Source organism: Streptococcus mitis (genome assembly GCF_005844455.1).
GTDB lineage: Bacteria > Bacillota > Bacilli > Lactobacillales > Streptococcaceae > Streptococcus > Streptococcus mitis_BF.
Genome location: NZ_SPGF01000021.1, coordinates 1 through 25,756, shown reverse-complemented (window position 1 = coordinate 25,756; position 25,756 = coordinate 1). Strand labels below are relative to the sequence as shown.

Annotated in this window: 25 protein-coding genes and 1 pseudogene; all 26 read right to left on the bottom strand. The window is 40.4% G+C overall.

Going from position 1 to position 25,756, the window contains the following annotated elements; translation table 11 throughout:
- Positions 1–118 precede the first annotated feature (118 nt).
- Positions 119–375, bottom strand: a pseudogene (locus FGQ53_RS05480) (DUF3884 family protein).
- Positions 376–417: 42 nt separating this feature from the next.
- Positions 418–1,824, bottom strand: a complete 1,407-nt coding sequence (lacG, locus tag FGQ53_RS05475) for a 6-phospho-beta-galactosidase (protein ID WP_138336502.1) — start codon at positions 1,822–1,824, stop codon at positions 418–420.
- A gap of 207 nt (positions 1,825–2,031) precedes the next feature.
- A complete protein-coding gene (locus tag FGQ53_RS05470) occupies positions 2,032–3,723 on the bottom strand; it encodes a lactose-specific PTS transporter subunit EIIC (protein WP_138336499.1) in 1,692 nt (563 codons plus the stop codon).
- Positions 3,723–4,040 carry a PTS lactose/cellobiose transporter subunit IIA gene (locus FGQ53_RS05465; protein WP_138336496.1) on the bottom strand — a complete coding sequence of 106 codons (318 nt, stop codon included), beginning with the start codon at positions 4,038–4,040 and terminating at the stop codon, positions 3,723–3,725. Before FGQ53_RS05465 ends, FGQ53_RS05470 begins: the two co-directional genes overlap by 1 nt.
- Before the next feature lie 34 nt (positions 4,041–4,074).
- Positions 4,075–4,911: a PRD domain-containing protein gene (locus FGQ53_RS05460; protein WP_138336494.1), complete on the bottom strand. Its 837-nt coding sequence runs from the start codon at positions 4,909–4,911 to the stop codon at positions 4,075–4,077.
- A gap of 396 nt (positions 4,912–5,307) precedes the next feature.
- Positions 5,308–5,925: a hypothetical protein gene (locus FGQ53_RS05455; RefSeq protein ID WP_171019087.1), complete on the bottom strand. Its 618-nt coding sequence runs from the start codon at positions 5,923–5,925 to the stop codon at positions 5,308–5,310.
- A 262-nt stretch (positions 5,926–6,187) separates the two neighbouring features.
- Positions 6,188–7,168: a tagatose-bisphosphate aldolase gene (gene lacD, locus FGQ53_RS05450; RefSeq protein ID WP_138336491.1), complete on the bottom strand. Its 981-nt coding sequence runs from the start codon at positions 7,166–7,168 to the stop codon at positions 6,188–6,190.
- Between the two features lies 1 nt (position 7,169).
- The gene (locus tag FGQ53_RS05445; RefSeq protein WP_138336488.1) at positions 7,170–8,099 is read right to left on the bottom strand and encodes a tagatose-6-phosphate kinase; all 930 of its coding nucleotides are present in this window, start codon (positions 8,097–8,099) and stop codon (positions 7,170–7,172) included.
- A gap of 10 nt (positions 8,100–8,109) precedes the next feature.
- Positions 8,110–8,625 (bottom strand): galactose-6-phosphate isomerase subunit LacB, encoded by a 516-nt coding sequence (gene lacB, locus FGQ53_RS05440; RefSeq protein WP_138336485.1) that lies wholly within the window; start codon positions 8,623–8,625, stop codon positions 8,110–8,112.
- Between the two features lie 148 nt (positions 8,626–8,773).
- Complete coding sequence (lacA, locus tag FGQ53_RS05435; RefSeq protein ID WP_000029280.1) at positions 8,774–9,199, bottom strand: galactose-6-phosphate isomerase subunit LacA; 426 nt, start codon at positions 9,197–9,199, stop codon at positions 8,774–8,776.
- Positions 9,200–9,489: 290 nt separating this feature from the next.
- Positions 9,490–10,386 (bottom strand): aldose 1-epimerase family protein, encoded by an 897-nt coding sequence (locus FGQ53_RS05430; RefSeq protein WP_138336482.1) that lies wholly within the window; start codon positions 10,384–10,386, stop codon positions 9,490–9,492.
- A 102-nt stretch (positions 10,387–10,488) separates the two neighbouring features.
- Positions 10,489–11,964: a PTS galactitol transporter subunit IIC gene (locus tag FGQ53_RS05425; protein WP_138336479.1), complete on the bottom strand. Its 1,476-nt coding sequence runs from the start codon at positions 11,962–11,964 to the stop codon at positions 10,489–10,491.
- A gap of 45 nt (positions 11,965–12,009) precedes the next feature.
- The gene (locus FGQ53_RS05420) at positions 12,010–12,315 is read right to left on the bottom strand and encodes a PTS sugar transporter subunit IIB (RefSeq protein WP_138336476.1); all 306 of its coding nucleotides are present in this window, start codon (positions 12,313–12,315) and stop codon (positions 12,010–12,012) included.
- A gap of 37 nt (positions 12,316–12,352) precedes the next feature.
- Positions 12,353–12,829: a PTS sugar transporter subunit IIA gene (locus FGQ53_RS05415; RefSeq protein ID WP_171019086.1), complete on the bottom strand. Its 477-nt coding sequence runs from the start codon at positions 12,827–12,829 to the stop codon at positions 12,353–12,355.
- 261 nt (positions 12,830–13,090) lie between these two features.
- Entirely contained in the window at positions 13,091–14,914 is a 1,824-nt protein-coding gene (gene lepA / locus FGQ53_RS05410; protein ID WP_138336470.1) for a translation elongation factor 4, read from the bottom strand.
- Positions 14,915–14,992: 78 nt separating this feature from the next.
- Positions 14,993–15,721, bottom strand: a complete 729-nt coding sequence (locus FGQ53_RS05405; protein ID WP_138336467.1) for a metallophosphoesterase family protein — start codon at positions 15,719–15,721, stop codon at positions 14,993–14,995.
- Positions 15,722–17,389 carry a DNA repair protein RecN gene (gene recN / locus FGQ53_RS05400; protein WP_138336464.1) on the bottom strand — a complete coding sequence of 556 codons (1,668 nt, stop codon included), beginning with the start codon at positions 17,387–17,389 and terminating at the stop codon, positions 15,722–15,724.
- 6 nt (positions 17,390–17,395) lie between these two features.
- Positions 17,396–17,827, bottom strand: coding sequence for an arginine repressor (locus FGQ53_RS05395; protein WP_138336462.1), 432 nt, complete (start codon positions 17,825–17,827; stop codon positions 17,396–17,398).
- Positions 17,820–18,635: a TlyA family RNA methyltransferase gene (locus FGQ53_RS05390; protein ID WP_138336459.1), complete on the bottom strand. Its 816-nt coding sequence runs from the start codon at positions 18,633–18,635 to the stop codon at positions 17,820–17,822. The genes FGQ53_RS05395 and FGQ53_RS05390 overlap by 8 nt, the downstream gene beginning before the upstream one ends.
- Positions 18,628–19,503: a polyprenyl synthetase family protein gene (locus FGQ53_RS05385; RefSeq protein ID WP_138336456.1), complete on the bottom strand. Its 876-nt coding sequence runs from the start codon at positions 19,501–19,503 to the stop codon at positions 18,628–18,630. Before FGQ53_RS05385 ends, FGQ53_RS05390 begins: the two co-directional genes overlap by 8 nt.
- A complete protein-coding gene (locus FGQ53_RS05380) occupies positions 19,500–19,712 on the bottom strand; it encodes an exodeoxyribonuclease VII small subunit (RefSeq protein ID WP_138336453.1) in 213 nt (70 codons plus the stop codon). Before FGQ53_RS05380 ends, FGQ53_RS05385 begins: the two co-directional genes overlap by 4 nt.
- The gene (xseA, locus tag FGQ53_RS05375; RefSeq protein ID WP_138336451.1) at positions 19,690–21,030 is read right to left on the bottom strand and encodes an exodeoxyribonuclease VII large subunit; all 1,341 of its coding nucleotides are present in this window, start codon (positions 21,028–21,030) and stop codon (positions 19,690–19,692) included. The genes FGQ53_RS05380 and xseA overlap by 23 nt, the downstream gene beginning before the upstream one ends.
- A gap of 127 nt (positions 21,031–21,157) precedes the next feature.
- Positions 21,158–21,796 (bottom strand): uridine kinase, encoded by a 639-nt coding sequence (gene udk / locus FGQ53_RS05370; RefSeq protein ID WP_138336448.1) that lies wholly within the window; start codon positions 21,794–21,796, stop codon positions 21,158–21,160.
- A gap of 109 nt (positions 21,797–21,905) precedes the next feature.
- Positions 21,906–22,784 (bottom strand): tRNA pseudouridine(55) synthase TruB, encoded by an 879-nt coding sequence (gene truB, locus FGQ53_RS05365; protein WP_138336445.1) that lies wholly within the window; start codon positions 22,782–22,784, stop codon positions 21,906–21,908.
- A gap of 9 nt (positions 22,785–22,793) precedes the next feature.
- The gene (locus FGQ53_RS05360; protein ID WP_138336443.1) at positions 22,794–24,068 is read right to left on the bottom strand and encodes a DUF2130 domain-containing protein; all 1,275 of its coding nucleotides are present in this window, start codon (positions 24,066–24,068) and stop codon (positions 22,794–22,796) included.
- Positions 24,069–24,164: 96 nt separating this feature from the next.
- Positions 24,165–25,445: an O-acetylhomoserine aminocarboxypropyltransferase/cysteine synthase family protein gene (locus FGQ53_RS05355; protein ID WP_138336440.1), complete on the bottom strand. Its 1,281-nt coding sequence runs from the start codon at positions 25,443–25,445 to the stop codon at positions 24,165–24,167.
- Between the last annotated feature and the right edge of the window lie 311 nt (positions 25,446–25,756).

Here is a 25,756-nt window from a genome sequence, read left to right as displayed (position 1 = left end):
AATCAATTTGTTCACATCTTATTTCAATCTACTATAAAATGCGTCATATCAAGAAAATAAGAATCTTGATATGACGCATTTTTTGATGAAGATTTTTACAAAGAGTTTCCTAGATTCTTTATGATTGTTGAAACGGCATAAAATCTGAATCAAAGGAGATATTATCCCGTTCTTCAGGACTAATAAAATTTAAAAAAAGATTTTTAAATTCTTCCAGCTCATAGTCTGAATGGCAAATCCATTCTTTACCGGTAGAGACATACCATTTCCCAAGTTTTTCAGCTCCTCATTAGTTAAACACGGTATTTGAGAACATTTTTCGAAATTTATAATATAAACTTTTTCATAAATAGATTGGATAAAATCTTTGAACATCTTTTTACCTCACTAGAATTCTATATCTAATTACTAATTCTACTAGTCTATAATCTGACTTTCCGCTACTTTCTTGTACCAGTGAGCTGATTTCTTCGGATAACGTTCTTGAGTTTCAAAGTCTACATAAAAGAGACCGTAGCGTTTTTCATACCCATTTGACCATGAGAAGACATCCATTAATGACCAAATGAAGTAACCTTTTACATTAGCACCATCTGCAATAGCATCAGATAAGACTTCCAAGTGTTGTTTCACGTAATCAATACGGCCATCATCGTAAACAGTGTTATCAACGAACTCATCTTTATATCCAAGACCATTTTCAGTGATGTAAATCTTCTTGTAGTTTGGATAATCTTTCTTCACGCGCATGATTTGATCATACAAACCTTGAGGGTAGATAATCCAATCCCAGTCCGTACGTGGTACATAATCAGGGGCTACACGACGACCAACACCTTTAATTTGGTATTTAGAGCTTCCTTTTTCACCTTTACCATTATGGATGATTTCAGTTTCTCCATCAAAGGCTTCCATCCAGTCACTCATATAGTAGTTAATTCCTAGGAAGTCATTCAAGTCTTTTGCGGCTTCTAATACTTCGAAATCTTCTTCATGAAAATCTAAGCTACCACCATTGGCAGCCAAGATAGCCTCTACCCCTGCCAGAGTCTTTTCAGAGTAGCGACCTAGATAAGTTGCATCCAAGATAAATTTATTGTGAATAATATCTTCCAACTCAGCTGCACGAACATCTGCTGGATTTTCAGGGTCTAGAGGATATTTAGTAGGCAGGGCATGAACAACACCAATTTCACCTTTATAACCTTTATCTTTATATAGCTTGACTGCACGCGCATGAGAAACCATCATATTGTGGTGGGATAGGAAGACTTTGGCAAGGTCGTACTGAATTCCTGGAGGGAATTTCCCAACCAAGTATTGACCATCACCGATTGGCCCAATTTCATTAAAGGTTGTCCAATATTTTACTTCTGGGAATTCTTCAAAACAGAAGGCAGCGTAGTCTACAAAGTGTTCGATATTTTCACGGTTTAAGAAGTCTCCATTTGAGTGGAGAGCTTCTGGAGTGTCAAAGTGATGAAGAGTTACAAAGGGCTCAACGTGACGTTTGTGACACTCCGCAAATAGATTATGATAAAACTCGACACCTTTCTGATTTACTTGACCATAACCAGTCGGGAAAATACGTGACCAGGCAATAGAAATTCGAATGCCATTGACACCATATTCTTCTGCCAACTTGAGGTCAACTGGGTATCGATTGTAAAAATCACTGGCTGGTTCTGCAGTGTACCAGTAGTTATCTTCAAGATATTTATCCCACGCTACTGGTCCTTTACCATCAGTATGTGTAGCACCTTCTGCTTGATAAGCAGCAGTTGCGCCACCGAAAATAAAGTCTTTTGGTAATGTTTTTGACATATAATTCTCCTTTTAATTAAAAAAGAAATAAGATGGAGAGGAGGATAGTGAGGCTTTATTCTCCATCTCACTTCTTGTACTAAGTCACCGAATTGTGACATGAGAAGGTAAAAACGATATCTTTATACCGACGAATTAACAAGGCGATTAGGAAATTCGCCATAGCGATTTCCGTAACGAGAGGAGACTGTTTCACAGTCCCTATCGTTAATCGAATTGAGCTTGTACAAATGCCAGAGCACCTTTTCCATCACGGGTTAATTTGATGTATTGAGCTCCTTCTGTCTTGGCAAGTTTAATACCGAGTTTATCTGTTTCTGCTTTCATATCTTCAAAGTTAGAAGCTACTTGAGGAGCAAGAATAACCAAATCAAACTCTGGTAACATTTCACGGTGAGCACCATAGCCACCGGCCGCTGCTTTAACAGGAACCTTGTACTCTGCAGCTGCCTTGTTCAACGCATTTGCAAGAAGTCCACTTGTTCCTCCACCGGCACAAAGAACCAAGACATTTGTTTCTTTAGTGATTGTATTTTGTGCTGCTTCTACACCTGCTTTTTCAAGAATAGCATCTGCTTTTGCAGTGTTGAAGTTTGCAGCAACTTTTTCTTTCAATTCATCATTAGACTTACCTGAACGTTCTTCTTCAAGAATTTGTTCATCATAAACTTTAAGGAATGGATAGTAGATGGCTATGTCAACAAGGATTAACAAAGCAGCAAGAACAAAGGACAAGAATTGGAAGTTTGTACCGAGAACAATACCGAGTGGACCTGGTGTTGTCCAAGGAAGGTTGGCAGTAAATGAGTTCATGCCAAGCGTTTCAATGAAGAATTTAAAGATCCATACGTTGGCAATTGGCGCAAAGATGAAAGGAATAAAGAAGATTGGGTTCAAGACAAGCGGTGCACCAAACAGAATTGGTTCGTTAACTCCGAAGAAGGTTGGTACAACAGATGCGCGTCCGATTGCACGATTTCGTTTCGATTTGGTCAACCACATGAACATGAATGGAACAACCAGCGTCGCACCAGTACCACCCATGGTAACGATAAACATTTGTGTACCAGAAGTAAGAATCTTGTCAGCGTGCATACCTTGTTGGAGAAGGTTCAAGTTGACTTCGGCATTTGCATAGGTAATAGCTGCGATTGCTGGTTCAACGATGGAAGGACCGTGGATACCAACAAACCAGAAGAAGGCAAAAGCACCAAAGATAATGGTAATACCTAGATAGCCATCAGCTGCAGAGAATAATGGTGCAAAGAATTTTCCAATTGATTCTGCAACGCTGGCTCCAACAAAATGACGAGCTAGTAAATCAAGAGCATAAAGAGAAACCACTGATAGAGTGAATGGAATCACATCTTTAAAGACTTGTGAGATATTTGGTGGAACTTCGTCAGGCATACGAATAGTGACGTTGTTCTTAACACAAACCTTATAGATAGCTACAGTAACAAAGGCAGCAAGGAAGGCTGAAAGCAAACCTTTTGTCCCCAAGAATCCAGTAGCTAGGCCATTTTCGATAGGATCAGCTGCCAACATCAACAAACCAACAATTGCTGCCAACAATGTTGACATATAGTTGATTTGATTGGTTTTCTCCATACTACGGTTTACTGAGTCGGTCAATGACTTAGCTGTTGTACCAGCTACCAAGAGAGCCAGAATACCCATAGAATAGCTATAAGGTTTCATCAGAAAGGCTACAACTTCATCAGACCATTTAAAGCCCCATGAGTTTGGTACAAAGGCAATCAAGATAAAGATACTTGAGAAGAGAATAACAGGCATACCTGCAATGAAACCATCACGAATAGCACGAAGATAGATATTACGAGATAGTTTTTCAAAGAAAGGTTTCCCTTTCTCGATAAAAGAAATTAGTTTGTTCATTACTTAACTCCTCTCTTGTAGAGTTCGATTAAATGGTGCATCAAATCTTTTAGCAATATAGTTGTCATCAAGTGATCTTGCCCATGCATCATGGTTACACTATAAGCCAAATCCTCGCCAGCTGCTTCCTTGGTCAATAGACTTGTTTGAGCGTGGTGAGCCTCTGCAATACAGCTACCAGCTTCCTCTACAAGAGCGTCCGCTTTTGCAAAATCACCAGTTTCAGCAGCCTTTAAAGCTTCCAATAGTTTTGAACGAGCATCGCCAGCATAGGCTACGATTTCAAAACCTAACAATGTTACTTCTTCTCTATTCATGATAGAATTCTCCTTATATATTTTTTAGTAGATGTTATGACAATAAACGTTGAATGTGTAGAACAAGATAAACTCGTTCACTCTTGTAAAGGTCAAGACCAGTTTCCTGAGCAATGACTTCATAAATTTTGCTACCAATCTCGAATGCTTCTGGATAGGTATTCTTTATATGCTCTTCCATATCCAGAAGTGATTGGTTATCATCTCTGGATCTGTCTAAATAATCCAAGAAATAATTCAAATGTATCATAAAGCGATCATAGAAATGATTATTCTCTTTGGTTCGTTGAATTGCATAACCCTTTAGCACTTCTTCAACATTCCTGAGAATTTCTTTCCTCTTATCAATCGACTCCACAAGTTCCACTTCATTTTCACCTTCGGCATTAATGAAATGATAAGCAATCCGAATAATTTCGTCCTCAGGAAAATGATCTGCTAGCTTCTGGCGGTAAATTTCAAATGCTTCCTTTGCGATTTGAAAAGCGACAGGATACTTAGTGGAAATATCTGGCAGATTACTATCCTTGTACCTTCCTTGTGCTAGAGCTTGGTAAGAACAGTAAATATGATCTGTCAAGGTTACGTAGAGATACTCTTGAATCGGATAATGATATTTCTTTGATAATTTATCAATGATTTCATAGGTCACTGTGATAAAATCAAGAGGAACATCTTTGAGAAGAGCCATAAAGTTTTCTCTGGACTCTTCGGTCTTCATCCGAAAGATTTTCTCAACCTGATGTTCAGCAATCAAATCCCCCTTCTTCTTTCCAAATGTAATCCCCTTACCAATTACAATCACCTCTTCTCCTTTATCATTTCTGACAAGCGAGACATTGTGATTCATTGGATTTAAAATTCGATACATGTCAACCTCCTTTTATATCTTAAAGGTATATTAGTACAAAAAATGACCACAAATGAACTAGAAAATCAGCCGATTTCTAATTCACCTGTGATCATGCCTAATATTACTTAGTAACACTCACCTTGTATTAACTTTTGATTTAAGTATAGCACAAGTAAGTTATTTTGTAAACCTTTACATACAACTTTTTTTAAACTTAACTATGTTCTAAAATTCATCAAACAGAGGCTCTATTTTTATTTTTTTTTGTAAATCAAAACAAAAACAGGAAGACAGAAAAATAAAAAAGTAGCTACATTTTTAAAATTCATTAAGTCTAATAAACAAAGAACACAAGAAACTATAAAACAAAATACAGTTATTTTTTTAAAAGAACTATTCATAAAGAAATAACCTTTAAGGTAAATCTATGGTGTAAACAAGGTCCACAAACGGCACTTCTACTGTAGCTACAGCAACTGTCCAATAATTTTCTACAGCAGTTTTTACAGCCCAGCCAATCGCACCACTTATTACAGCAACAAACCCAGCCGTAACAGGATTAACCGCAAATTGTTTTAAATACCATCCAGCATATCCAGTAGCGAAAGCTCCAGCAGCCCAGCCACCCATCCCCCTCACTTGAGGACCAAGATTGAAACGAAAACCTACAGGACCTCTTTCGTAAACGTTGGGCAACTCTGTTACAGCTTCATACATCAAACTTGCTTCTTGTACAGAAATACCAATATTTTTTGCTAACTCTTCAGGAGTACCTTTTAAATTTATATTTCCAAATTTATCTACATAAAAATAATCTTCCAAAATTTGACCAGCATTTACAATATCTTCTGAAACCGAAACATTATAAAATTTATTCCCATCAACATTCAAAACAATATCATTTGCTTTATCTACTGTAGTTAGGGCACTATCTGCAAATACAGAATGACTAACCATAGGTAAGGCTGATGAGAATATTGAAACAATACCTAATCCTACAACTAACGCTTTAAAACTCTTTTTAGTAGCCATTTATCTTCTCCTTTTATAAAACAACGAATTGAAATGTGCATCCAAATATAGTTTATTCTGGCAATATTGTTTCCGTATTTTTCCTTCCTAGCTCGTAAAATAAACTATACCTTATTTTTATTATACTTCATATAGTTACTTTCTAATTCATATTAACTTGTGATTTAAGTATAGCACAAGTAAGCTATTTTGTAAACCTTTACATATACAGCTTTTTTAAAATTTTTTTAGCTAGGTTTTAGGACATAAAGGGGGGGGAAATTTAGACACGTTCGGTCCATGAAGTTGCTGTTGTTTTAAGAACCTTGTTGAGTTCGTCAATGTTCTCAAATCCAGTTGTACGCAACCATTCGCGAGCTGCTGCTTCTCCATCTTTGATGTAAGCTTCAACGGAGCCAGCCCAAGTTGCACGGCCGCAAAGAACTCCGTTGAAGTTTGCGCCTGATTCGTGGGCAAAGACAAGGGTTTCTTGGAAGAGCTTAGCAGATACACCTGCACTCAAGTAGATGTAAGGAAGGTTAGTAGCTTCGTCTTGTGCTTTGAAGAAAGCAGCTGCTTCTTCACGTGTATGAACGATTTCGCCATCACCAAAACCTTCAACGTATTTCACGTTAACTGGAACTTCTACTTTCAAGACATCGATGTTGAAACGTGGGTCTGAGAAGACTTTCATGGCACCGATAACTTTGTGTGGTTTTACTTTAGCGTATTCTGCAGAACCTGCATCAGCAATCTTTTCATCGTAAGCCAAGATTTCAAGGAAGAATGGAATATCTTCAGCCACACACTCAGAGCCAATACGTTCAATGTAGGCTTGTTTTTGTTGGTTAAGTTCGTCAGAGCTATCTACGTCATAGTAAAGCAAGAACTTAACAGCATCTGCACCTTGTTCTTTGATACGTTTTGCAGACCAAACATCCAAGCAGTCTGGCAAACGTTTTGTGCTTGTTGTGTCGTATCCAGTTTTTTCATAAGCAAGGAGCAGACCTGCATTTGGAGCAAGAGCTTTTGTTGCTGGAAGACCATATTCAGGGTCAAGAAGCATTGATGAAGCGTATTTAGTCAATTCATCCGCAACTAATACTTTAAGTTCTTCCATTTGAGCTACTGTAGGCTCTTCTGTTTGGTATTGAGCCATAAGGCGTTTCAAAGCACCACGTTGGTCAAAAGCAAGAGCTGAGATGATACCATTTTCGTCTGAGAGTTTTTCCAAACATGCACGTTTATTTTCTGTTAAAACCATTTTATACCTCTTTCACTACTAGTTGGTCATATAGGCCTTGATAGTTAGCCATATTGACATGACCTGTCATTTTTTCTTGAGCATTGAGCATACCAAGGACATTTGCCTTAGTCAGCAATTCTTGATCAGATTCTTTATGGAAAAGACCTGAAGCAATACCTGCAACAGTAGAATCTCCAGAACCGACTGGATTTACTACTTTAATTCTTGGAATATCTACTTTGTAGAAAGTGTTACCGTGTTTAGCGAATGCTCCGTTAGCACCTAAAGAAACGATAATCCACTCAATTCCATCAAATAGTGGTTCTTGAAGAACCTCTTTTAATTCATCCAAAACCTCAGAAACTTCTCTTCCTAGAAGCTGAGACAATTCCTCATTATTTGGTTTGATGACTGTTGGTTTATGTGATGATTCAAGAACAGCCTGAAGAGTTGCACCTGAGCAGTCCAAAACTACAGGTTTACCAGCTTGATTAGCAAGTTCTACCAAGCTCGCATAGTAATCAATAGGAAGTCCTGCTGGTAGACTACCTGAAATGGCTACTACCTCTACAGTCTCTAAAAGTTCCTTGAAATGAGCCAAGAAATCTTGACCTTCTTTTTCTTGAACTTCAGGACCTTTTTCAAGAACTTCTGTTTGGTTGTCTCCGTGGAGAATAGCGATACAGTTACGAGTTTCTCCCTGAATAGAGAAGAAATCTTTCTTAACGTTATCATCGATATTTTCAACTAAAAACTCACCAAGTTTGCCACCCACTAAACCAGTAGCAAGAACAGAATCACCAAATTCTGAAAGTACTCGGGTAACATTGAGTCCCTTACCACCAGCCGTTTTGGTTACATCCACCACACGATTGACAGTATCAATCTTCAACTCATCCAAGGGATAGGAAATATCGATGGATGGGTTCATTGTGACTGTTAAAATCATAAGTCACCTCTTAGTCGTGGTATTCACCGCGATCCCATTTTTCAAGGAACTCTGTAAAGAAGTTGGCATCTGTTTGATGATCGTTATGAGTTTCAACGTGTTGGATTTTAGCAATCAATTTTTTATTTTCTTCAGATGGTTTGTATTCAGCGTTGATGAAAGCTTCAATGATATCGCACATAAGCAATTCACCAGTGATTTTACCACCAAATCCGATAACGTTGGCATTCAATTGTTCTTTAGCGTAAAGAGCTGTTGTCATATCACGAACCAAAGCAGAACGAACACCTGGAACTTTGTTAACAGCGTTATTGATACCTACACCAGTACCACAGATACATACACCTAGATCAGCTTGGCCACTAACTACTGCTTCACCAACTTTTTTACCAAAGATTGGGTAGTGAGTACGTGTGTGGTCATAGGTACCAAAGTCGATGACTTCATATCCTTTTGATTTCAAAAATTCTGAAACCGCCATTTTTTCATCTGTTACGATGTGGTCACATCCAATTGCAATTCTCATTAGTTATTCCCTCCGATTAATTATATAAATCTAATATCATTTATCCTTACTCAATAAAAATCAAGATTAGCTTAGGAAGCGAGCTGCAAGCATAACTGAGGTTAGCTAAAGTGAGCTGACAACAGATTATCTTGATTTTTGAAGAGTATTAGCACATTTTGTTCAACATGTCGACCCTGATTTGATGACGACCGCCGTCATACTTGCCATTTACAAAGCCTTTAGCGATGTTCTTAGCCAATTCGTCACCAACGAGTTGAGCACCCATAGTAATCATACGTGAGTTGTTGTGACCACGAGTCATATAAGCTGAACGTTCGTCAGATACTTCTGCAGCAACCATTCCCTTGATTTTAGTAGCAACCATAAATGGACCAGCACCATAAGCATCAATGACAATACCAAGGTTTTGTTCTTCTTTTTTAACTTCTTCAGCAACTGCAAGAGTTACATCAACGAAGTCTTGACCTTCAGCTGTAACATCCACAACGTGGAAGTTTTCTTTTTCCAAGAAGTCTTTCACAACTTCTTTCAATCTCAAACCTGCAGCATCTGCACCGATAACAATAGACATATTGTATACTCCTTTTTATTTTTCTAGGCTAGTAAAACCTTTTATAGTGAGCAGTTTAGCTACAAAAAGCTTTCTAGCAGTTTATTGACAAATTGGATTGAATGAGATGAATGACACCTTATTCAAGTTTAGGAAATCAGTTTCCTAGAAATAATCTTTCTTCCAGAGAGAATATAACAAGTGATTATTTGTTTGCCGCAAACATCATTTGTTGCTTACAAACATAATATACTCCTATCTACAAAAAAAGTCAACAGTTAATGTTTGTTTTTGTGTTTTATTTTTTTAATCTAAAAGATTTCGATATCAAAACCAATTTGATCTACTTGACCAGGTTCTAGGAGACGAACATTCTTCTTATCTTCTAGATGATCTCCTTCTTCAAGAGATGTTGACAAGCCAGACCATGGTTCAAAAGCAATGAAAGGACCTTTATTCAAAGTTGACCAGATAATGAGATTTGAGAACTCTGCAAAGTTCACTTTCAACCCTTTATCATATTTACGAGAACGAAGGGCAATTGTTCTAGATTGTAATTCATCTAAGGTAACTGCAGCTGTACTGAAAAGATCATAGCTGAGGTCTAATTCTTTTTGTCCTTCTAGCCATGGACTTCTATCTTGGAAATCCAACATCCCCGTTTCTGGGAAAGGACGTGGAACAGAGCAAGTCTCTTCTTTCTCAAACTCTAAATAGTAATCTTCATAGACTTCATCATCCAGTAAGGGACAATTAAAGCCTGGATGGCCACCGATAAAGTAAGGCATGACCTTGCTAGTTTCTTTATTGAAAATCTTGTATTGAGTCCTCACTGTCTTGCCAGTAAGACTATAAGTGATTTCTAGGCGGAAATGATAAGGGTAGTTCTGATAGCTATTCTCATCATATTCGATAGCAAAGGTTATACTGTTTTCTGTTTGTTCAACTAATTCAAATTCTTTTTTACGGACCAAACCATGACGAGGAATGTTTCCTTTCGTCTCCGTTCCATCTGCATAACTGTATAAGGCTGTATCTTCTCTTAAAGAGCCACAGATTGGGAAAAGTACTGGAGCTTGCCCACTCCAATAGGTGGCATCTCCTTGCCACAAGTACTCAACGCCATCTCGATCCTTGATCGACGACAAGGCACCACCAAAAGTTTTAAATTGGACCGTCAATTGCTCTGATTTTATTACAATTACCATTATTTTCTCCGATTTCTTGATAGTTTATAAAAAACTAGGCTGTCACTCCACATTAGGAAACTGACAACCTAGTTTTCACAATTTACATTTTATAGGAGCGAATTATTTAGCATTTGCTGCGTATTCTTCATTACGTTTAATCATTTGTTTTCTATACCAAGCAAAGATACCTACATAGAATACAAGGAAGACTACTGCTCCAAGGATTGCTTTAATATCACCTGTTGTGGCATTACCAATTGCCCAACCAAGAAGTTTTTCGATTGGTCCTTCAAGAGTTGAGTGAGTAATCAATTGAGTTTGACTCACACCTTCTGGGAAGGCACCCACACCTTTAGCAAGCTCAGTTGCAAATGGTGCAATAAGTGTACCTGAAAGAAGGAAGAGTGGCAACAAGAGAGTTCCGAAAATGATCATACGGAGCAATTTACCACGAGTAACAACCAAGAGAGCTGGAGTTACACCCATTGCGATGATACCTGCAAGTGGCAAGATACCATTTCCGACTTTAGAAAGAAGTACAGCTTCTACTAGCATGATTGGAGCAAGTACGTTGGCACAAGCCCAGATTTCAGCACGACCAGCGATGAAAGGCCAGTCAAGACCGATGTTAAATTTACGTCCTTGAAGACGTTTAGTAGCAACGTTTGTAATACCTTGTGAAAGTGGTTCTACGGCTGCAATGAACCAAGATCCGATAAGTGAGAAGAGCTCCAAGCAGACACCGGCAGTCAAACCAAGAGACAACCAACCTTTGATAACGAGACGCCATTTATCTGCATCGGCAACACCTGCAATTGGATGTGGAGTTCCCATAATACCGATAACGATACCAAGAATGAAACCGATGAAGAATTTAGATCCCCAGAAACCGATTTTCTTGTTCAATTTTGCAGCATCAAAGTCATATTTATCAAGACCTGGGAAGAATTTTTCAAAAATCTTATCCAAAGCCATGATAACTGGGTTCATCATGTAGTTCATGTGAGTTGAAGTCATTGGAGATGAACTTGGTGCATTAAGAAGGTCATCAAATGTAGGTTTCATCAAGTCAGAGTTGATGATTTTAAGAACCCCAACAAGTACAATAGCTGCTGTAGCAATCAATAGTGAAACCCCTTGGCTCACACCGTTGTTGTCTGCATACCATTTAATCAAAAGACCTGTGATAGACAAGTGCCAGATATCGAAGATATCAACATCAAGTGTATCAGTTTTTTTCATAGCAAGCATCACTATGTTGACAATCAACATGATGAGCAAGAAGTAAAGTGTCCAAGCAGAACCCCAAGTGATGGTAGCAAGTGGTGCCCAACCAACGTCGGTAATACTCAATTGAATACCAGTATTTTCAACGAATTTTGCAAGTGACGCTGAGAAAGCAGTGTTTAGCATACCTATGATAGCACCGATACCAGTAAGAGCGATGGCAAGTTTGATACCACCTTCAAGCGCTTTGGAGAATTTCACTCCAAAAAGTAGTGCCAATACTGTCAGAATGATCAACATGATGACAGGACCACCCATATCTAAGACGGGTGTAAAGACCTTTTTGATTAGGTCAAAGATTGCATCCATAACAGTTCCTCCCTTTTTTATTTATGAATGTTAACAAATTGATAATTAGCTTAATCCGTGTTCTTTGATAGCTGCTTCAATATTATCATATACTGGAGCACTCATAGCTGGGATACGGAATAAGATTGGTCCAGCTTCGATAACTGGAATACCTGGTTCAAAACCAAGATCAGTTGCAGCGATTGGAGTAAAGATATCGTAGCCCTTGATAAGGTCTTCGTTTACATCTTTGACCATGACTGCATCACAGTGAACGTCATAACCACGATTTGAGAGTTCTTCTTCTAGAGCACTTTTAATTTGGTGACTTGAGTTAACACCTGCACCGCAGGCAGCAAGAATTTTAATCATTTGGATTTCCTCCGATTTTATATTTTAATAGACAAGATTAAGCTGTTGCTTCAGCAATATAAGCATAAAGTTTTTCTGGTTCAGAAATTTTTGATAAATCTTCTAGATGATCCTTCCCTGTAAAGAAATCCATCAGCTGAGCAAGAATGTTTGTTTGACTTGAACTTGAGTTATTAATGATAAAGAAGAGCAAGGATACTTCTACTTCCTTATCTGGCGCAATCATATTGTGGAAAGTCACTGGTTTTTCTAATCGAACGACCACAACTTTTTCAGCTAGATTATGAACAATATCTGTATGAGGAATAGCCACATTCGGCAAATCCTTACCCAAAAATTCCATATCTAGGCCAGTTGGAAATGACTTTTCACGCGTGATCAAGGCTTCACGATAGGTTGGAGTCACGATTTCTCGTTCTTCCAATAAAGTCGAAACCTGATCAAAGAGATGTTCTTGATTATCCGCTTCTAAGCAAAACACAAGGTTTTTGTCAAAGAAATGATCTAATCCCATAAGGTTTTCCCTTCTTTCCATTAACTTTATGCTATAAGTACAACACCATATGAAACCGTTGTCAACGATTTTATGTTGTTTTTTGTCTCTTTTTTTATATTTTTGTTGTTTTTGTGGTTTGTTGTTAAAAAACAAACACATAAACAAACACCTCAAACACTTTTTCTGTTCTAGAAATTAAAAAAAGCAGACCATTTAAGCCTGCTTTACTATTGATTCTTATATAAATTTCCTATGAAGAAGGAAATACAATTAAACAACTTACTCTTCATCCATGCTCAAGACGCTGAGGAAGGCTTCTTGTGGGACTTCTACTGATCCGATGGCTTTCATACGCTTCTTACCAGCTTTTTGTTTTTCAAGGAGTTTGCGTTTACGAGAAACATCACCACCGTAACACTTGGCAAGTACGTTCTTACGAAGGGCCTTGATATCAGTACGAGCCACAATCTTGTGTCCAATTGCTGCTTGAATTGGCACCTCAAATTGTTGACGAGGGATGATTTTCTTGAGCTTATCAACGATGAGTTTCCCACGTTCGTAAGCAAAATCCTTGTGAACGATAAAGCTGAGGGCATCAACCTTGTCTCCATTGAGAAGGATATCCATTTTCACCAGCTTAGATGGACGGTACTCTGACAATTCGTAGTCAAAGCTTGCATAACCACGTGTTGAAGACTTGAGCTTATCAAAGAAGTCAAAGACGATTTCAGCAAGAGGAATTTGATAGATGACATTAACACGATTGTCATCAATATAGTCCATAGTCACAAAGTCCCCACGCTTGCGCTGAGCCAGCTCCATCACTGCTCCAACAAACTCCTGCGGTACCATGATTTGAGCTTTAACATAAGGCTCTTCAATAGTCGCAATCTTGGTTGGGTCTGGGAACTCAGACGGGTTAGAGACATCCATAGACTCCCCGTCAGTCAAATTAACCTTGTAAATAACAGACGGAGCTGTCATAATGAGGTCAATATTGAACTCACGCTCCAAACGTTCTTGGATAACATCCATATGAAGAAGTCCAAGGAAACCACAACGGAAACCAAATCCAAGTGCCTGAGATGTTTCTGGTTCAAACTGCAAGCTGGCATCATTCAGTTGCAATTTTTCAAGTGCTTCACGAAGGTCATTATACTTGTTTGACTCGATTGGGTAGAGACCCGCAAAGACCATAGGATTCATCTGCTTGTAACCATGTAAGGGCTCCTCCGCAGGATTGGTTGCCAAGGTAACGGTATCACCCACACGAGTGTCCTGAACCGTCTTAATAGAAGCCGCAATATAACCAACGTCACCAGTCGCAAGGAAATCACGACCAACTGCTTTTGGTGTGAAAATACCGACTTCGGTAACATCAAAGGTCTTGCCATTACTCATGAGCTGAATCTTATCACCAGGTTTAACAACTCCGTCCATGACACGAACTTGGAGGATAACCCCACGGTAAGCATCGTAAACAGAGTCGAAAATCAAGGCCTTAAGTGGCGCCGTCACATCACCTGTTGGAGCTGGCACTTTTTCTACGATTTGCTCGAGAATTTCTTCGATACCAATACCAGCTTTAGCTGATGCTAGGACTGCTTCGCTGGCATCCAAACCAATGACATCCTCAATCTCTGTACGCACGCGCTCAGGATCCGCTGCTGGCAGGTCAATTTTATTAATGACTGGCATGATTTCCAAATCATTGTCCAAGGCCAGATAAACGTTGGCAAGTGTTTGAGCCTCAATCCCTTGAGCAGCATCAACTACCAAAATCGCTCCCTCACAGGCAGCGAGTGAACGCGAAACTTCATAGGTAAAGTCTACGTGCCCCGGCGTATCAATCAAGTGGAAAATATAGGTTTCACCATCTTTTGCAGTATAATTGAGCTCGATGGCATTGAGTTTAATGGTAATCCCACGTTCTCGCTCTAAATCCATACTGTCCAAAAGCTGAGCCTGCATTTCACGACTAGAAACCGTCTCTGTCTTTTCCAAAATGCGGTCTGCTAGAGTCGATTTCCCATGGTCAATATGGGCGATAATAGAGAAGTTACGGATCTTCTCCTGTCGTTTTTTCAATTCTTCTAAGTTCATGATTCTCTTCCTTTCAGGGTATCTATTTATTATAAATTGTTTTTGATATTTTGACAAGACCATACCCTGCTAGGAGTACTAATCTTCAGCGACAAAGCCATCATTTTCGATAAAGTGGTGTTCTGTCATTCCTTGGTCTGTAAAGACAATCCCATGAAGAACACCACCATAGACAGCTCCTCCATCCATACCAATCTTACCATCTTCTGTCGTCCAAAGCTCAGCAGTACCACGCTCTTGCTTTAACAAGCCATAGACCGGTGTATGACCGAAGACAATGGTTTTTCCAGTATGATTTTCGGCTTCGTGGAATGGTTTTCTAAGCCAGACTTTTTTATAATCTGTTGTTTCATGCCAGTCATCCAAGGTCAAATCAATACCTGCGTGAACAAAGATACACTTGTCTGTCTCTACCACAAATGGCATTTGACGAATAAATTCGACCAAATCTGCCGCTTCAGTAGCAACACGCTTGGCATCTTCTACTCCATCAACTGGTGCATCCAAGGGACGACCTAGGATAGAGTTAATAGTTGTATCTCCGCCATTGCGACGATAATGGTCATAACTTTCTTCTGGGTCATCGAGCCAAGTCAAAAACATATACTCGTGGTTACCTGACAAACAGATTGCCCCTTGATTATCAACCAAGTCCTTAACCATCTCAAGAACACGGCGACTATCCTCACCTCGGTCAATCAAATCCCCTAGAAAGAGCAACTGGGGCTGACCATCCCATGTTTTGAGAAGGTCTTCCAGCATCCCAGCTTTTCCATGAACATCTCCAATTACATAATAGTCTGTCATTTATTTCTCCCTGTTTCTCAACAATTCTCTGGCTTGTGTCAGGGCAGCTTCCGTCACATCATCACCTGCCAGCATCTTGGCAACTTCCTCCACTCGCTCTTCAACCGTCAAGAGACGAACAGTCGAAACTGTTGAATGGTCATTGCTAATCTTCTCAATAAAGAATTGATAATCTGCAATCGAAATCACTTGTGGCAAATGGGAAATAGCCAGTACCTGACCATGCTGACCAATCTTGTGAATCTTCTGTGCAATAGCTTGAGCTACACGGCCTGACACTCCCGTATCCACCTCATCAAAGACAATGCTAGTCTTGCCTTCTTTACGTGAAAAGGCAGATTTAATGGCTAGCATGAGACGAGATAATTCCCCACCAGACGCAACCTTGACCAAGGGTTTAAAGTCTTCACCAGGGTTGGTTGAAATGTAAAATTCGATCATTTCATTGCCCTCACGGCTGAATTTGCCCTTGCTAAAACGAACCTGAAACTGGGCTTTTTCCATATAAAGGTCTTGCAGTTCTTGTTTAATTTCTGCTTCGAGCTGCTGGGCCAAATCATGACGAGCAGATGCAAGTTGACCTGCCAAGTCGACAAGGTTAACTTCTAATTTCTTAAGTTCTGCTTCCATGTCTTCAGATGAGAGGTTATTTCCTGTCAAGAGATTGTATTCTTCTGTAATTTTGGCAAAATAAAGCAAGACATCATCCACAGTTCCACCATACTTACGAGTAATGGTATGAAGAAGATCCAAACGATTCTCAACCTGCATGAGGCGATTGCCATCAAAATCAAGGTCCTCAATAATAGCTTCCAAACGTTTGCTAATATCTTCTAAGACATAGTAAGTCTCAGATAGAGAGCTTGAAATTTCACGGTATTCAGGGTCATACTCTTCAACACTTTCCATGTCATTCATGGCTGAACGAACATTGGCCAGACTAGAAAAATCTTCATTATCCAACATGCTGTAGGCATTGGTCAGTGTATCCGCAATATTTTTATGGTTGAGGAGTTTATCTCGCTCTTGATTGAGAGCCAGGTCTTCTCCAGCTTGCAAGTTTGCTGCCTCAATTTCTGCCATTTGAAATTCCAACATTTCAATACGAGCCTTATGTTCCTGTTGGTTTTTCTTGACTTCCAGAACCTGCTTGCGCATTTTTCGATAAGCATCAAAACTAGTTTGATAGGTTTCTTTCAAGTCCCAAAAAGTTACATCGCCAAATTCATCCAGCATCTGGATGTGCAGCTGAGGGCGCATTAACTCCTCTTGGTCATGCTGGCCATGAATATCTACCAGATGTTGCCCAATGGCACGCAAGACAGACAGATTGACCATCTGGCCATTCACACGGCTGATACTCCGACCATTTTGTAGAATTTCTCGACGGATGATAATCTCATCACCCAATTCTAAACCTTGCTCATCGAAAATTTCCTGCAAAAGGCGACTATTCTCAACTGAGAAAAGCCCCTCAATCTCTGCCTTTGGTGCACCATGACGAATAACATCTGTCGTCGCACGAGCTCCCAACATCATATTCATGGCATCAATGATAATCGACTTCCCTGCACCCGTTTCACCTGTCAGGACAGTCATACCTTTCTCAAAATTGAGGGAAATAGCCTCAATAATGGCAAAGTTTTTTATCGAAATTTCAAGTAACATATAGACCTACCAATTTTTTACTTGTTCAAAGATTTCCTCAGCTAGACTTTCACTTCTGGCAATGACTAAAATCGAGCTATCATCAGCCAAACAGCTGAAAATCTTGTCCGCAAAAGTCTCGATTAACTGAGCCTTTACAAAAGCCGTATTTCCTGGAATAACCTGGAGATTGATCATCTTGTCCATCAAGTCTGCAGACTCAATATTGTCTTCAGCCAGTTGCAAACTTTTTACGATTGATTTTGGCAATTCATAAACATAGGTGTTGTCTCTCAAAGGAATCTTGACAATACCTAGTTCTTTGATATCTCGTGATACCGTCGCTTGAGTTGCAGTGATGCCCGCCTCTTTCAAATGTTCTACGATTTCTTCTTGCGTACCGATTTGATAATCTGTCACAAATCGTCTAATTTTTTCAAGTCTCTCTTTTTTATTCATTTTTAAATTGACTATGCGCCCTCTCTACTACTTCTTCAATCTCAGCAAGAACCTGATTGCTTGCTGACTCTTCTTTTTTCAAATACGCTAAAAACTCAATATTGCCATGACCACCTTGGATGGGAGAAAAGTCCAAACCAAGGACTGAAAAGCCTTCCTCTACTGCCATAGCTGTGACAGATTCAAGGACATTTTGGTGAACCTTGGCATCTCGAATAATTCCATTTTTCCTAATTTGCTCACGTCCTGCCTCAAACTGGGGCTTAACTAGAGCCACAACCTGGCCTTGATCAGCTAACACTCGGTGCAAGGCAGGCAAAATCAGACTGAGGGAAATAAAACTCACATCAATACTGGCAAAGCTCGGTTCCTTTTCAAAATCAGTCTTCTCTGCATAGCGGAAATTGAACTGCTCCATGCTAACAACCCGTGGGTCTTGGCGTAGTTTCCAAGCCAATTGATTGGTACCAACATCAACTGCAAAGACTAACTCAGCACCATTTTGCAACATGACATCGGTAAAACCTCCAGTAGAGGCGCCAATATCAATCGTTGTAGCTCCTTGCACTGACAAATCAAAGGCCTGCAAGGCCTTTTCTAATTTCAAGCCACCACGACTGACATACTTGAGCTTTTCACCCTTGAGTTTTAGCTCGGTGTCGTCTGAGATTTTCTCTCCTGGCTTGTCAAACCGTTCTCCATTCAGGACTGCTACTACTAGTCCAGCCATGACGCCGCGCTTGGCCTGTTCTCGCGTCTCAAACAAGCCCTGTTTATAAGCTAGTACATCCACTCTTTCTTTAGCCATTGATTCTCAAACTTTCTACTACATTTACAATCGATTCTGTTTCAAAGGGAATTTGCTGGGCAATTTCTTCCAATTTGGCATTAGCTTGATCCAGAGTTTGGTTACAAAAGGCAATAGCCTCTTCCAAGCCCAACAAGGCTGGATAGGTTGACTTTTCTGCCTGCAAGTCCTTTTGTGGAGTCTTGCCGATTTCTTCAAAACTAGCTGTCACATCCAACACATCATCTCGAACTTGAAAGGCCAGCCCAATCAATTCGCCAACAGTTTTCAGTTTTACCTGTATTTCAGGTGCCAATTCAGCTATAATAGCAGCTGCTTGGAAGGGATAGGCTAGTAACTTCCCTGTTTTATTAGCATGAATGGTCTGAAGTTCTTCCAAAGATAAATGCTGATGTTCGCCCTCCATATCCAGAACCTGCCCTGCCACCATTCCCAGACTTCCTGAAGCAAGGGATAAGTTGGCAATCAAGTCAACCTTAATCTGACTTGGCAAATCTGCCTGTGCTATCAAGGCATAGGGATCTAGGAATAAGGCATCTCCAGCCAAAATCGCCATCGCTTCGCCAAATTTCTTATGATTGGTTAAACGCCCTCGACGGTAATCATCATCATCCATAGCTGGAAGATCATCGTGAATCAAGCTACCTGTATGAATCATTTCCAAGGAAGCTGCCACCTGCGCGTGTGCAGGTTTAATAGCGACCTGCAAGGCTTCTAAAACTTCTAACAAGAGAAAAGGCCGAATACGCTTGCCACCAGCATGAATGGAATAGAGAACAGACTCTCGCAAACTAGAGGCAAACTGCTGGTCTCCATAAAAGTCTTCCAAGGCTGACTCAACAAGAGCTAATTTTTCTTGCTTCTTCATTCAAAATCACTTTCTGTTCCATCTTCTTGCATGACCTTGACCAAGGTCTTTTCAGCCTTGTCCAGCGTCGCTTGGAGCTCTTTGGACAAGACCATGCCCTTTTGAAAGGCAGCAATCGCATCTTCTAGAGCTATTTCACCATTTTCCAAACTTTGGACAATATTCTCCAGTTCTGCCAGGTTTTCCTCAAATTTCTTTTGTTTTGACATCTTTAACCTCTAATTCTACTTGACCATCTCGCATCAAAAGCGTCACTTGGTCTTTTTTCTTCAAACTCTCAACCGAATCAACCACGGACTCTTCTTTTTTGACAATAGCATAGCCACGCGCCACGATACGACTGGTATCCAACATCAGTAAGGCTTCTGAAAGTCGCTTCACTTCAGCAACTTTGGCATCATAAACCAACGCCATTTGGCTACGTAAGAGCTTATCCAACTGACCTAGGCGGTCTTGATAGCGTTGGATTTTGGTCACAGGTGATAATTGGACCAGACGATGCGTCCTTGCTTGGACGACTTGTTTGTTATCAGAAATCCGTGTACGTAAACTTTGTTTTAATCGCAGTTGCAATTGGTCCAATCGTTGCAAATAACCATCATACAAGCGCTCTGGCTGTCTAAAGATGACTGACTGACTGCATTTTTTTAAAGATTCTTGTTTCTTAGCTAGAACATTTCGGACTGCTGTTGCCATCCGTTTTTCTTGATTTTGCAAATGAGCCAATACATCCAACTTGGTCACAGGTGTTGCTAGTTCAGCTGCAGCTGTTGGCGTTGCAGCTCGTCTATCTGCCACAAAATCCGCCAAGGTCACATCCGTCTCATGACCAACACTGGAGATAACTGGCAAACGGGATTCAAAAATAGCCCGTACCACGATCTCTTCGTTAAAAGCCCAGAGATCCTCGATGGAACCACCACCACGACCAATAATCAGCAAGTCCAAATCGTCCTGTTGATTAGCACGCGCAATATTTCGAGCAATTTCCTCCGCAGACCCCTCACCTTGCACCTTGGTCGGATAGAGAAGAATATCGACACCTGGAAAGCGCCTGCTGACGGTCGTGATAATATCTCGAATAACGGCTCCACTACGACTTGTCACCACACCAATTCTCTTAGAAAATTGGGGCAGAGCTTGCTTGAACCGTTCTTGAAACAGGCCTTCTTCTGTCAATTTTTTCTTGAGTTGTTCAAACTGAATCGCAAGCGCCCCAACCCCATCAGGCTCAGCCTTTTCAATGATGATGGAATAACTACCACTTGGTTCATAGATCTGCACACGCCCAATCACATTGATTTTCATTCCTTCTTCTAGGTCGAAGCCTAATTTCTGATAAATCCCAGACCAGATGGTCGCTTGAATGACTGCATGGTCATCCTTTAGGGAAAAATATTGGTGAGTAGGTCGTTTACGAAAGTTGGAAACTTGACCAGTTAAATAGACCCGTTCCAAGTAAGGGTCTTTATCGAATTTCATTTTCAGATACTTGGTCAAAGTTGTTACCGATAAATACTTTTCCATCTCCACCTACTACTCATTTCCTTGCTCTTTCATGGGTATTATTATACCAAAAATATGCCTAAAAATCTCCATTTATGTACCATTATGAGGGAAAAATAGAAAAAGGAGGCAAGGCCTCCACATCTGATTATTTGCTGTTTCGTGCTTCTTCCAAGATCTTTGCAATCTTGGTGGTCAAAAGGTCGATAGCAACTGTATTGCTGACTCCCTCAGGAATGACGATATCCGCATAGCGCTTGGTCGGCTCGATAAACTGATGATACATGGGTTTGACCACACCTAAGTACTGGTCAATAACGCTATCAAGGCTACGGCCACGCTCCTCCATATCACGCTTGATACGACGAATAATGCGCACATCATCATCCGTATCTACAAAAATCTTGATATCCATCAAATCACGCAGACGCTTGTCCTCCAAGACCAAAATCCCCTCAACGATAAAGACATTCTGAGGCTCCTGACGATAGGTCTTGCTGCTTCGTGTATGCGCTGTATAGTCATAAGTCGGGATGTCCACCGGACGTCCTGCCAACAGTTCCTTAATCTGCTCAATCATCAAATCTGTATCAAAGGCAAATGGATGGTCGTAGTTGGTTTTGACACGCTCTTCAAAGGTCAAATGAGACTGATCCTTGTAGTATGAATCGTGCTCAATCATGGAAATCTTTTCATCAGGAAAATGCGACAAAATGGCTCTTGAAACACTGGTCTTACCTCCACCAGAACCACCTGTCACTCCGATAATGATTGGTCTATTTTGCATGCTATCCTCCGTTTTTTTATCCGTCGTCTATTCTATCACATTTTTTACAAAATTTATAGTCTGATTTGGATAGTCTAGGGAAAACAACACTCCCTACACCTCAGTTAGACTAGCTAAAAACCTTCCTTGGCTTGTAGAGATTGTCCCGTTTTTCAAGAATGGCTAGCAATTTATCTCCTTCAAAGGCAGCTAATTCTTTGTCTGTTTGTTCTAACTCAATAAAACGACCAAACCGCACTTCTGTAGCCTCTTCTGGACTTAGGAAAACTTTGACAAGGTCCCCTGTCCCAATCTCTAGAGGATGGAGAAAGTCTAATTGCCCAGCCTCCACCTTTGCAGCAATTTCTTCCAAGGTAAGAGCATCCTCCAGTTGCAAACCTGCAGCACTTGTACGTGTTAAGTGAGACATATGGGCCGCATAACCCAATTTTTCTCCCAAGTCAACAGACAAGGTACGGATGTAAGTTCCCTTACTGCATTTCACATAAAAAGTAAAGTATGCAAGTTCGCCATCATAAGAAATCGGACTTGTTCGCTCAAACTGATAAATGGTCACCTGACGTTCTGGACGTTCCACCTCCTGACCAGCACGCGCATACTCATAGAGCTTGCGACCATTGACCTTGACCGCCGAGTACATAGGTGGAATCTGGGTAATAGGTCCGGTCAGACTCGCAATCGCTTCATCGACAAGCTTTTCATCCAAGGGCGACAAAACAGGGGTCTCTGCGACCACTTCTCCACTGGCATCCTCAGTCGTTGTTGAATATCCGAGAGTAATCTCCCCCTCATAGACCTTGCCCTCATCCTGCATAAACTCTACCATACGGGTCGCCTTGCCAACCGCAATGGGCAAAACACCCACTACATCCGGATCCAAGGTCCCACCATGACCGATTTTCTTGGTTCCCAAAATCTTACGCAGTTTGAAAACCGCATCATGCGAGGTCATCCCCGCTTCTTTTTTTAAGTTAATAATACCGTTCATTCTTGCTTTCTACTCCCCCTTCAATGCTTCAAACTTCGCTTTCATAGTTTGATTTTTTCGAGTTAATTTTTTGACGGAAACATCTTCCAATTTATTGTTTGCAAGGCGAAGTTGATTCTCAGATGTTGTCAGGAATTTCTTAACCTCTTCCATGCGTTTGATGGCCTTGTCTATTTCATCAATAGCTTTACCAAAATTGGTTGAAGCAGAGTTGTAGTTCTTGGCAAAGGCTAGTTTAAAGGCATCCAAATCTTCTTCAAAATGAGTGATATCAATGTTTTGTTCACGGACAAGTGCCAACTCTTGCTTGTATTTCAAAGAATTAAGCGCAGCATTACGTAAGAGACCAATCAACTGGATAAAGAATTGAGGGCGAACCACATACATCTTTTCATACTCGTGGCTGACGTCAACAATCCCTGTGTTAAAATAATCGTTATCTGCTTCTAACATAGTCACCAACACGGCATATTCGCAGTTCTTTTCACGACGGTCCTTGTCTAATTCCTTGTAGAAATCCGCGTTCTTGTGCTTCTTCTCTGTCCCATCTGCTTCATTTTTCATCTCAAACATGATAGAAATGATTTCCACTCCATTTTCATCACTATCTCGGAAGATAAAGTCCCCTTTGGAACCACGCGCAGAGACCTTGTTATCCTTCTCAAAGTAAGCATTTGGAAAGGCAAAACTGCGGACCTTGTTAAACTCACTCTCTGCATACTGTTCTAGGCTTTCTCCAATCGCTTTTGTAGATTGTTGAGCCTTGAAATTCTTGTAAAATTCGACTTGTTCACTAGCTGCTTTAAGCTGGGCTTCATAGTTTTGTTTAACAGAAGCCAAAGATAACTCATTTTCCTTTTCTTGCAAGAGGAGCTGATTTTTGACCTGGTCCCGTTCTTTTTCTAGATCAGAAAGGGTCTTTTGTAGTTGATTTTCATGTTCCAAACGCAAGGTGGCCAATTGGTTTTCCAAGGCCTGTACTTCCTTGTCCTTTGCTAATAAGGCCTGGTGGCTGGTCTGTTCAACCTCTTTCTTGGCCAACTCTTTCTCTGTATCAAAGTTTTGGATTTGACTCTGCAGTTGCGCGATTTCTTGGTCTTTTTGAGCTAGTTTAGACTGTTGCTCATTCATAGCCTTTTGCTCTGCCAAGGCCAGTTCCTGCTTCATCCGATCGTGCAGTTCCTTATCAAACTCTGCCGTTCTCACTTGAGACAAGAGTTCGGCATACTGACTTTCATTTACTGTAAAAACTTCCCCACAGTTAGGGCATTTGATTTCGTTCATATCGTTCCTCTTTCTAGACTTCTGTAACCATTATATCATGCCTGAGGGAAAATCAAAAAACAGTGAGTCAAAACCCACTGTTTATCTTCTTTTACTTTAAATTTTTTCCAAGGCCAAGCGTAAATCTTCAATCAAATCCTCTACATTTTCAAGACCAATAGACAAACGGATTTGGTTTGGTGTAACACCTGCTGCTTCTAGGTCTTTGTCTGACAATTGACCGTGAGTGGTTGTGGCTGGATGGACAACAAGAGATTTGGCATCTGCCACGTTTGCAAGGTCTGAGAAGATTTCCAGATTATCAATTACCTTGCGGGCTTCTGCCTCCCCACCTTTGACATGGAAGGTAAAGATTGAACCCACACCTTTTGGCAAATATTTCTCAGCCAAGGCATGGTAAGGACTGTCTGCTAGTTTTGGATAGTTTACTTTTTCTACCTTAGGATGGTTGACAAGAAAATCAACAATTTTCTCAGCATTTTGCACATGGCGCTCCACACGAAGAGAAAGTGTTTCAAGTCCTTGTAGCAAGAGAAAGGCATTAAATGGCGACAAGGCAGCACCAGTATCACGAAGCAATTGGACACGAACAGCGATAATAAAGGCTGCTGCACCCACATCACGAGTATAGCTCAAATTGTGGTAACTTGGGTCTTCCTCAACAAATTGAGGGAATTTCCCTGACACCGCCCAGTCAAAACGACCACTATCGACAATCACTCCTCCAATAGTCGTACCATGCCCACCGATAAACTTAGTTGCAGAGTGAATGGCAATATCTACACCGTGAGAAAAGACATTAATCAAGTAAGGTGTGGCAAAGGTATTGTCAGAAACAAGTGGAATCTGATGTTTATGCGCAATCTCTGCCAATTTTTCCAAGTCAGGAATGTTAATCAAAGGGTTACCCAAGGTTTCAATCAAGACAAGCTTGGTATTGTCATTGATAGCTGCTTCTACTTCCTCCAAATTATCCACATCCACAAAGGTTGTTGTAATCCCATAACGAGGAAGGGTTTCTTTCAAGAGATTGAAAGTCCCACCGTAAATAGTTGATGCTGCCACCATGTGGTCACCAGCATGGGCAAGAGCCAAAATCGTATAAGTCACTGCTGCCATACCTGATGCTGTTGCTAGCGCTCCAACACCACCTTCAAGAGCAGCGATTCTTTCTTCAAAGGCAGCCGTTGTAGGATTTGTAATACGAGTATAGATATTACCTGGTTTTCTCAAGGCAAACAAATCGGCACCTTCCTGCGTATCATCAAAAACGAAGGATGTTGTTTGATAAATCGGCACTGCACGAGACTTGGTAGCTGGATCCACAACTTGACCAGCATGTAGTTGCAAAGTTTCAAATTTAAAATCACGAGTCATAAGGCGACCTCCAAATAGTTTGATTAAGGATATTGTAGCACTATCGACCTATCTTGACTAATGCCTCTTTTCTATATTTTGATATAAGGAGCGACTATTACTTCTTACAAAATCGAAAAAAGCACGAATCAATCGCAATGTCATTAAGTTAAGAAATTCAAATACAATTCTGTATTTGGGTTTCTTTTTTATGTGATAAACTTATAGTTAAGGAGGGATTTCCCATGATAAAACAAATAAAAGCCCACTTGAATAAGAGTACTCAGAGTATCATTGGTCAAAAAGTTGAGTTCGTCAAACAAGATGAACAG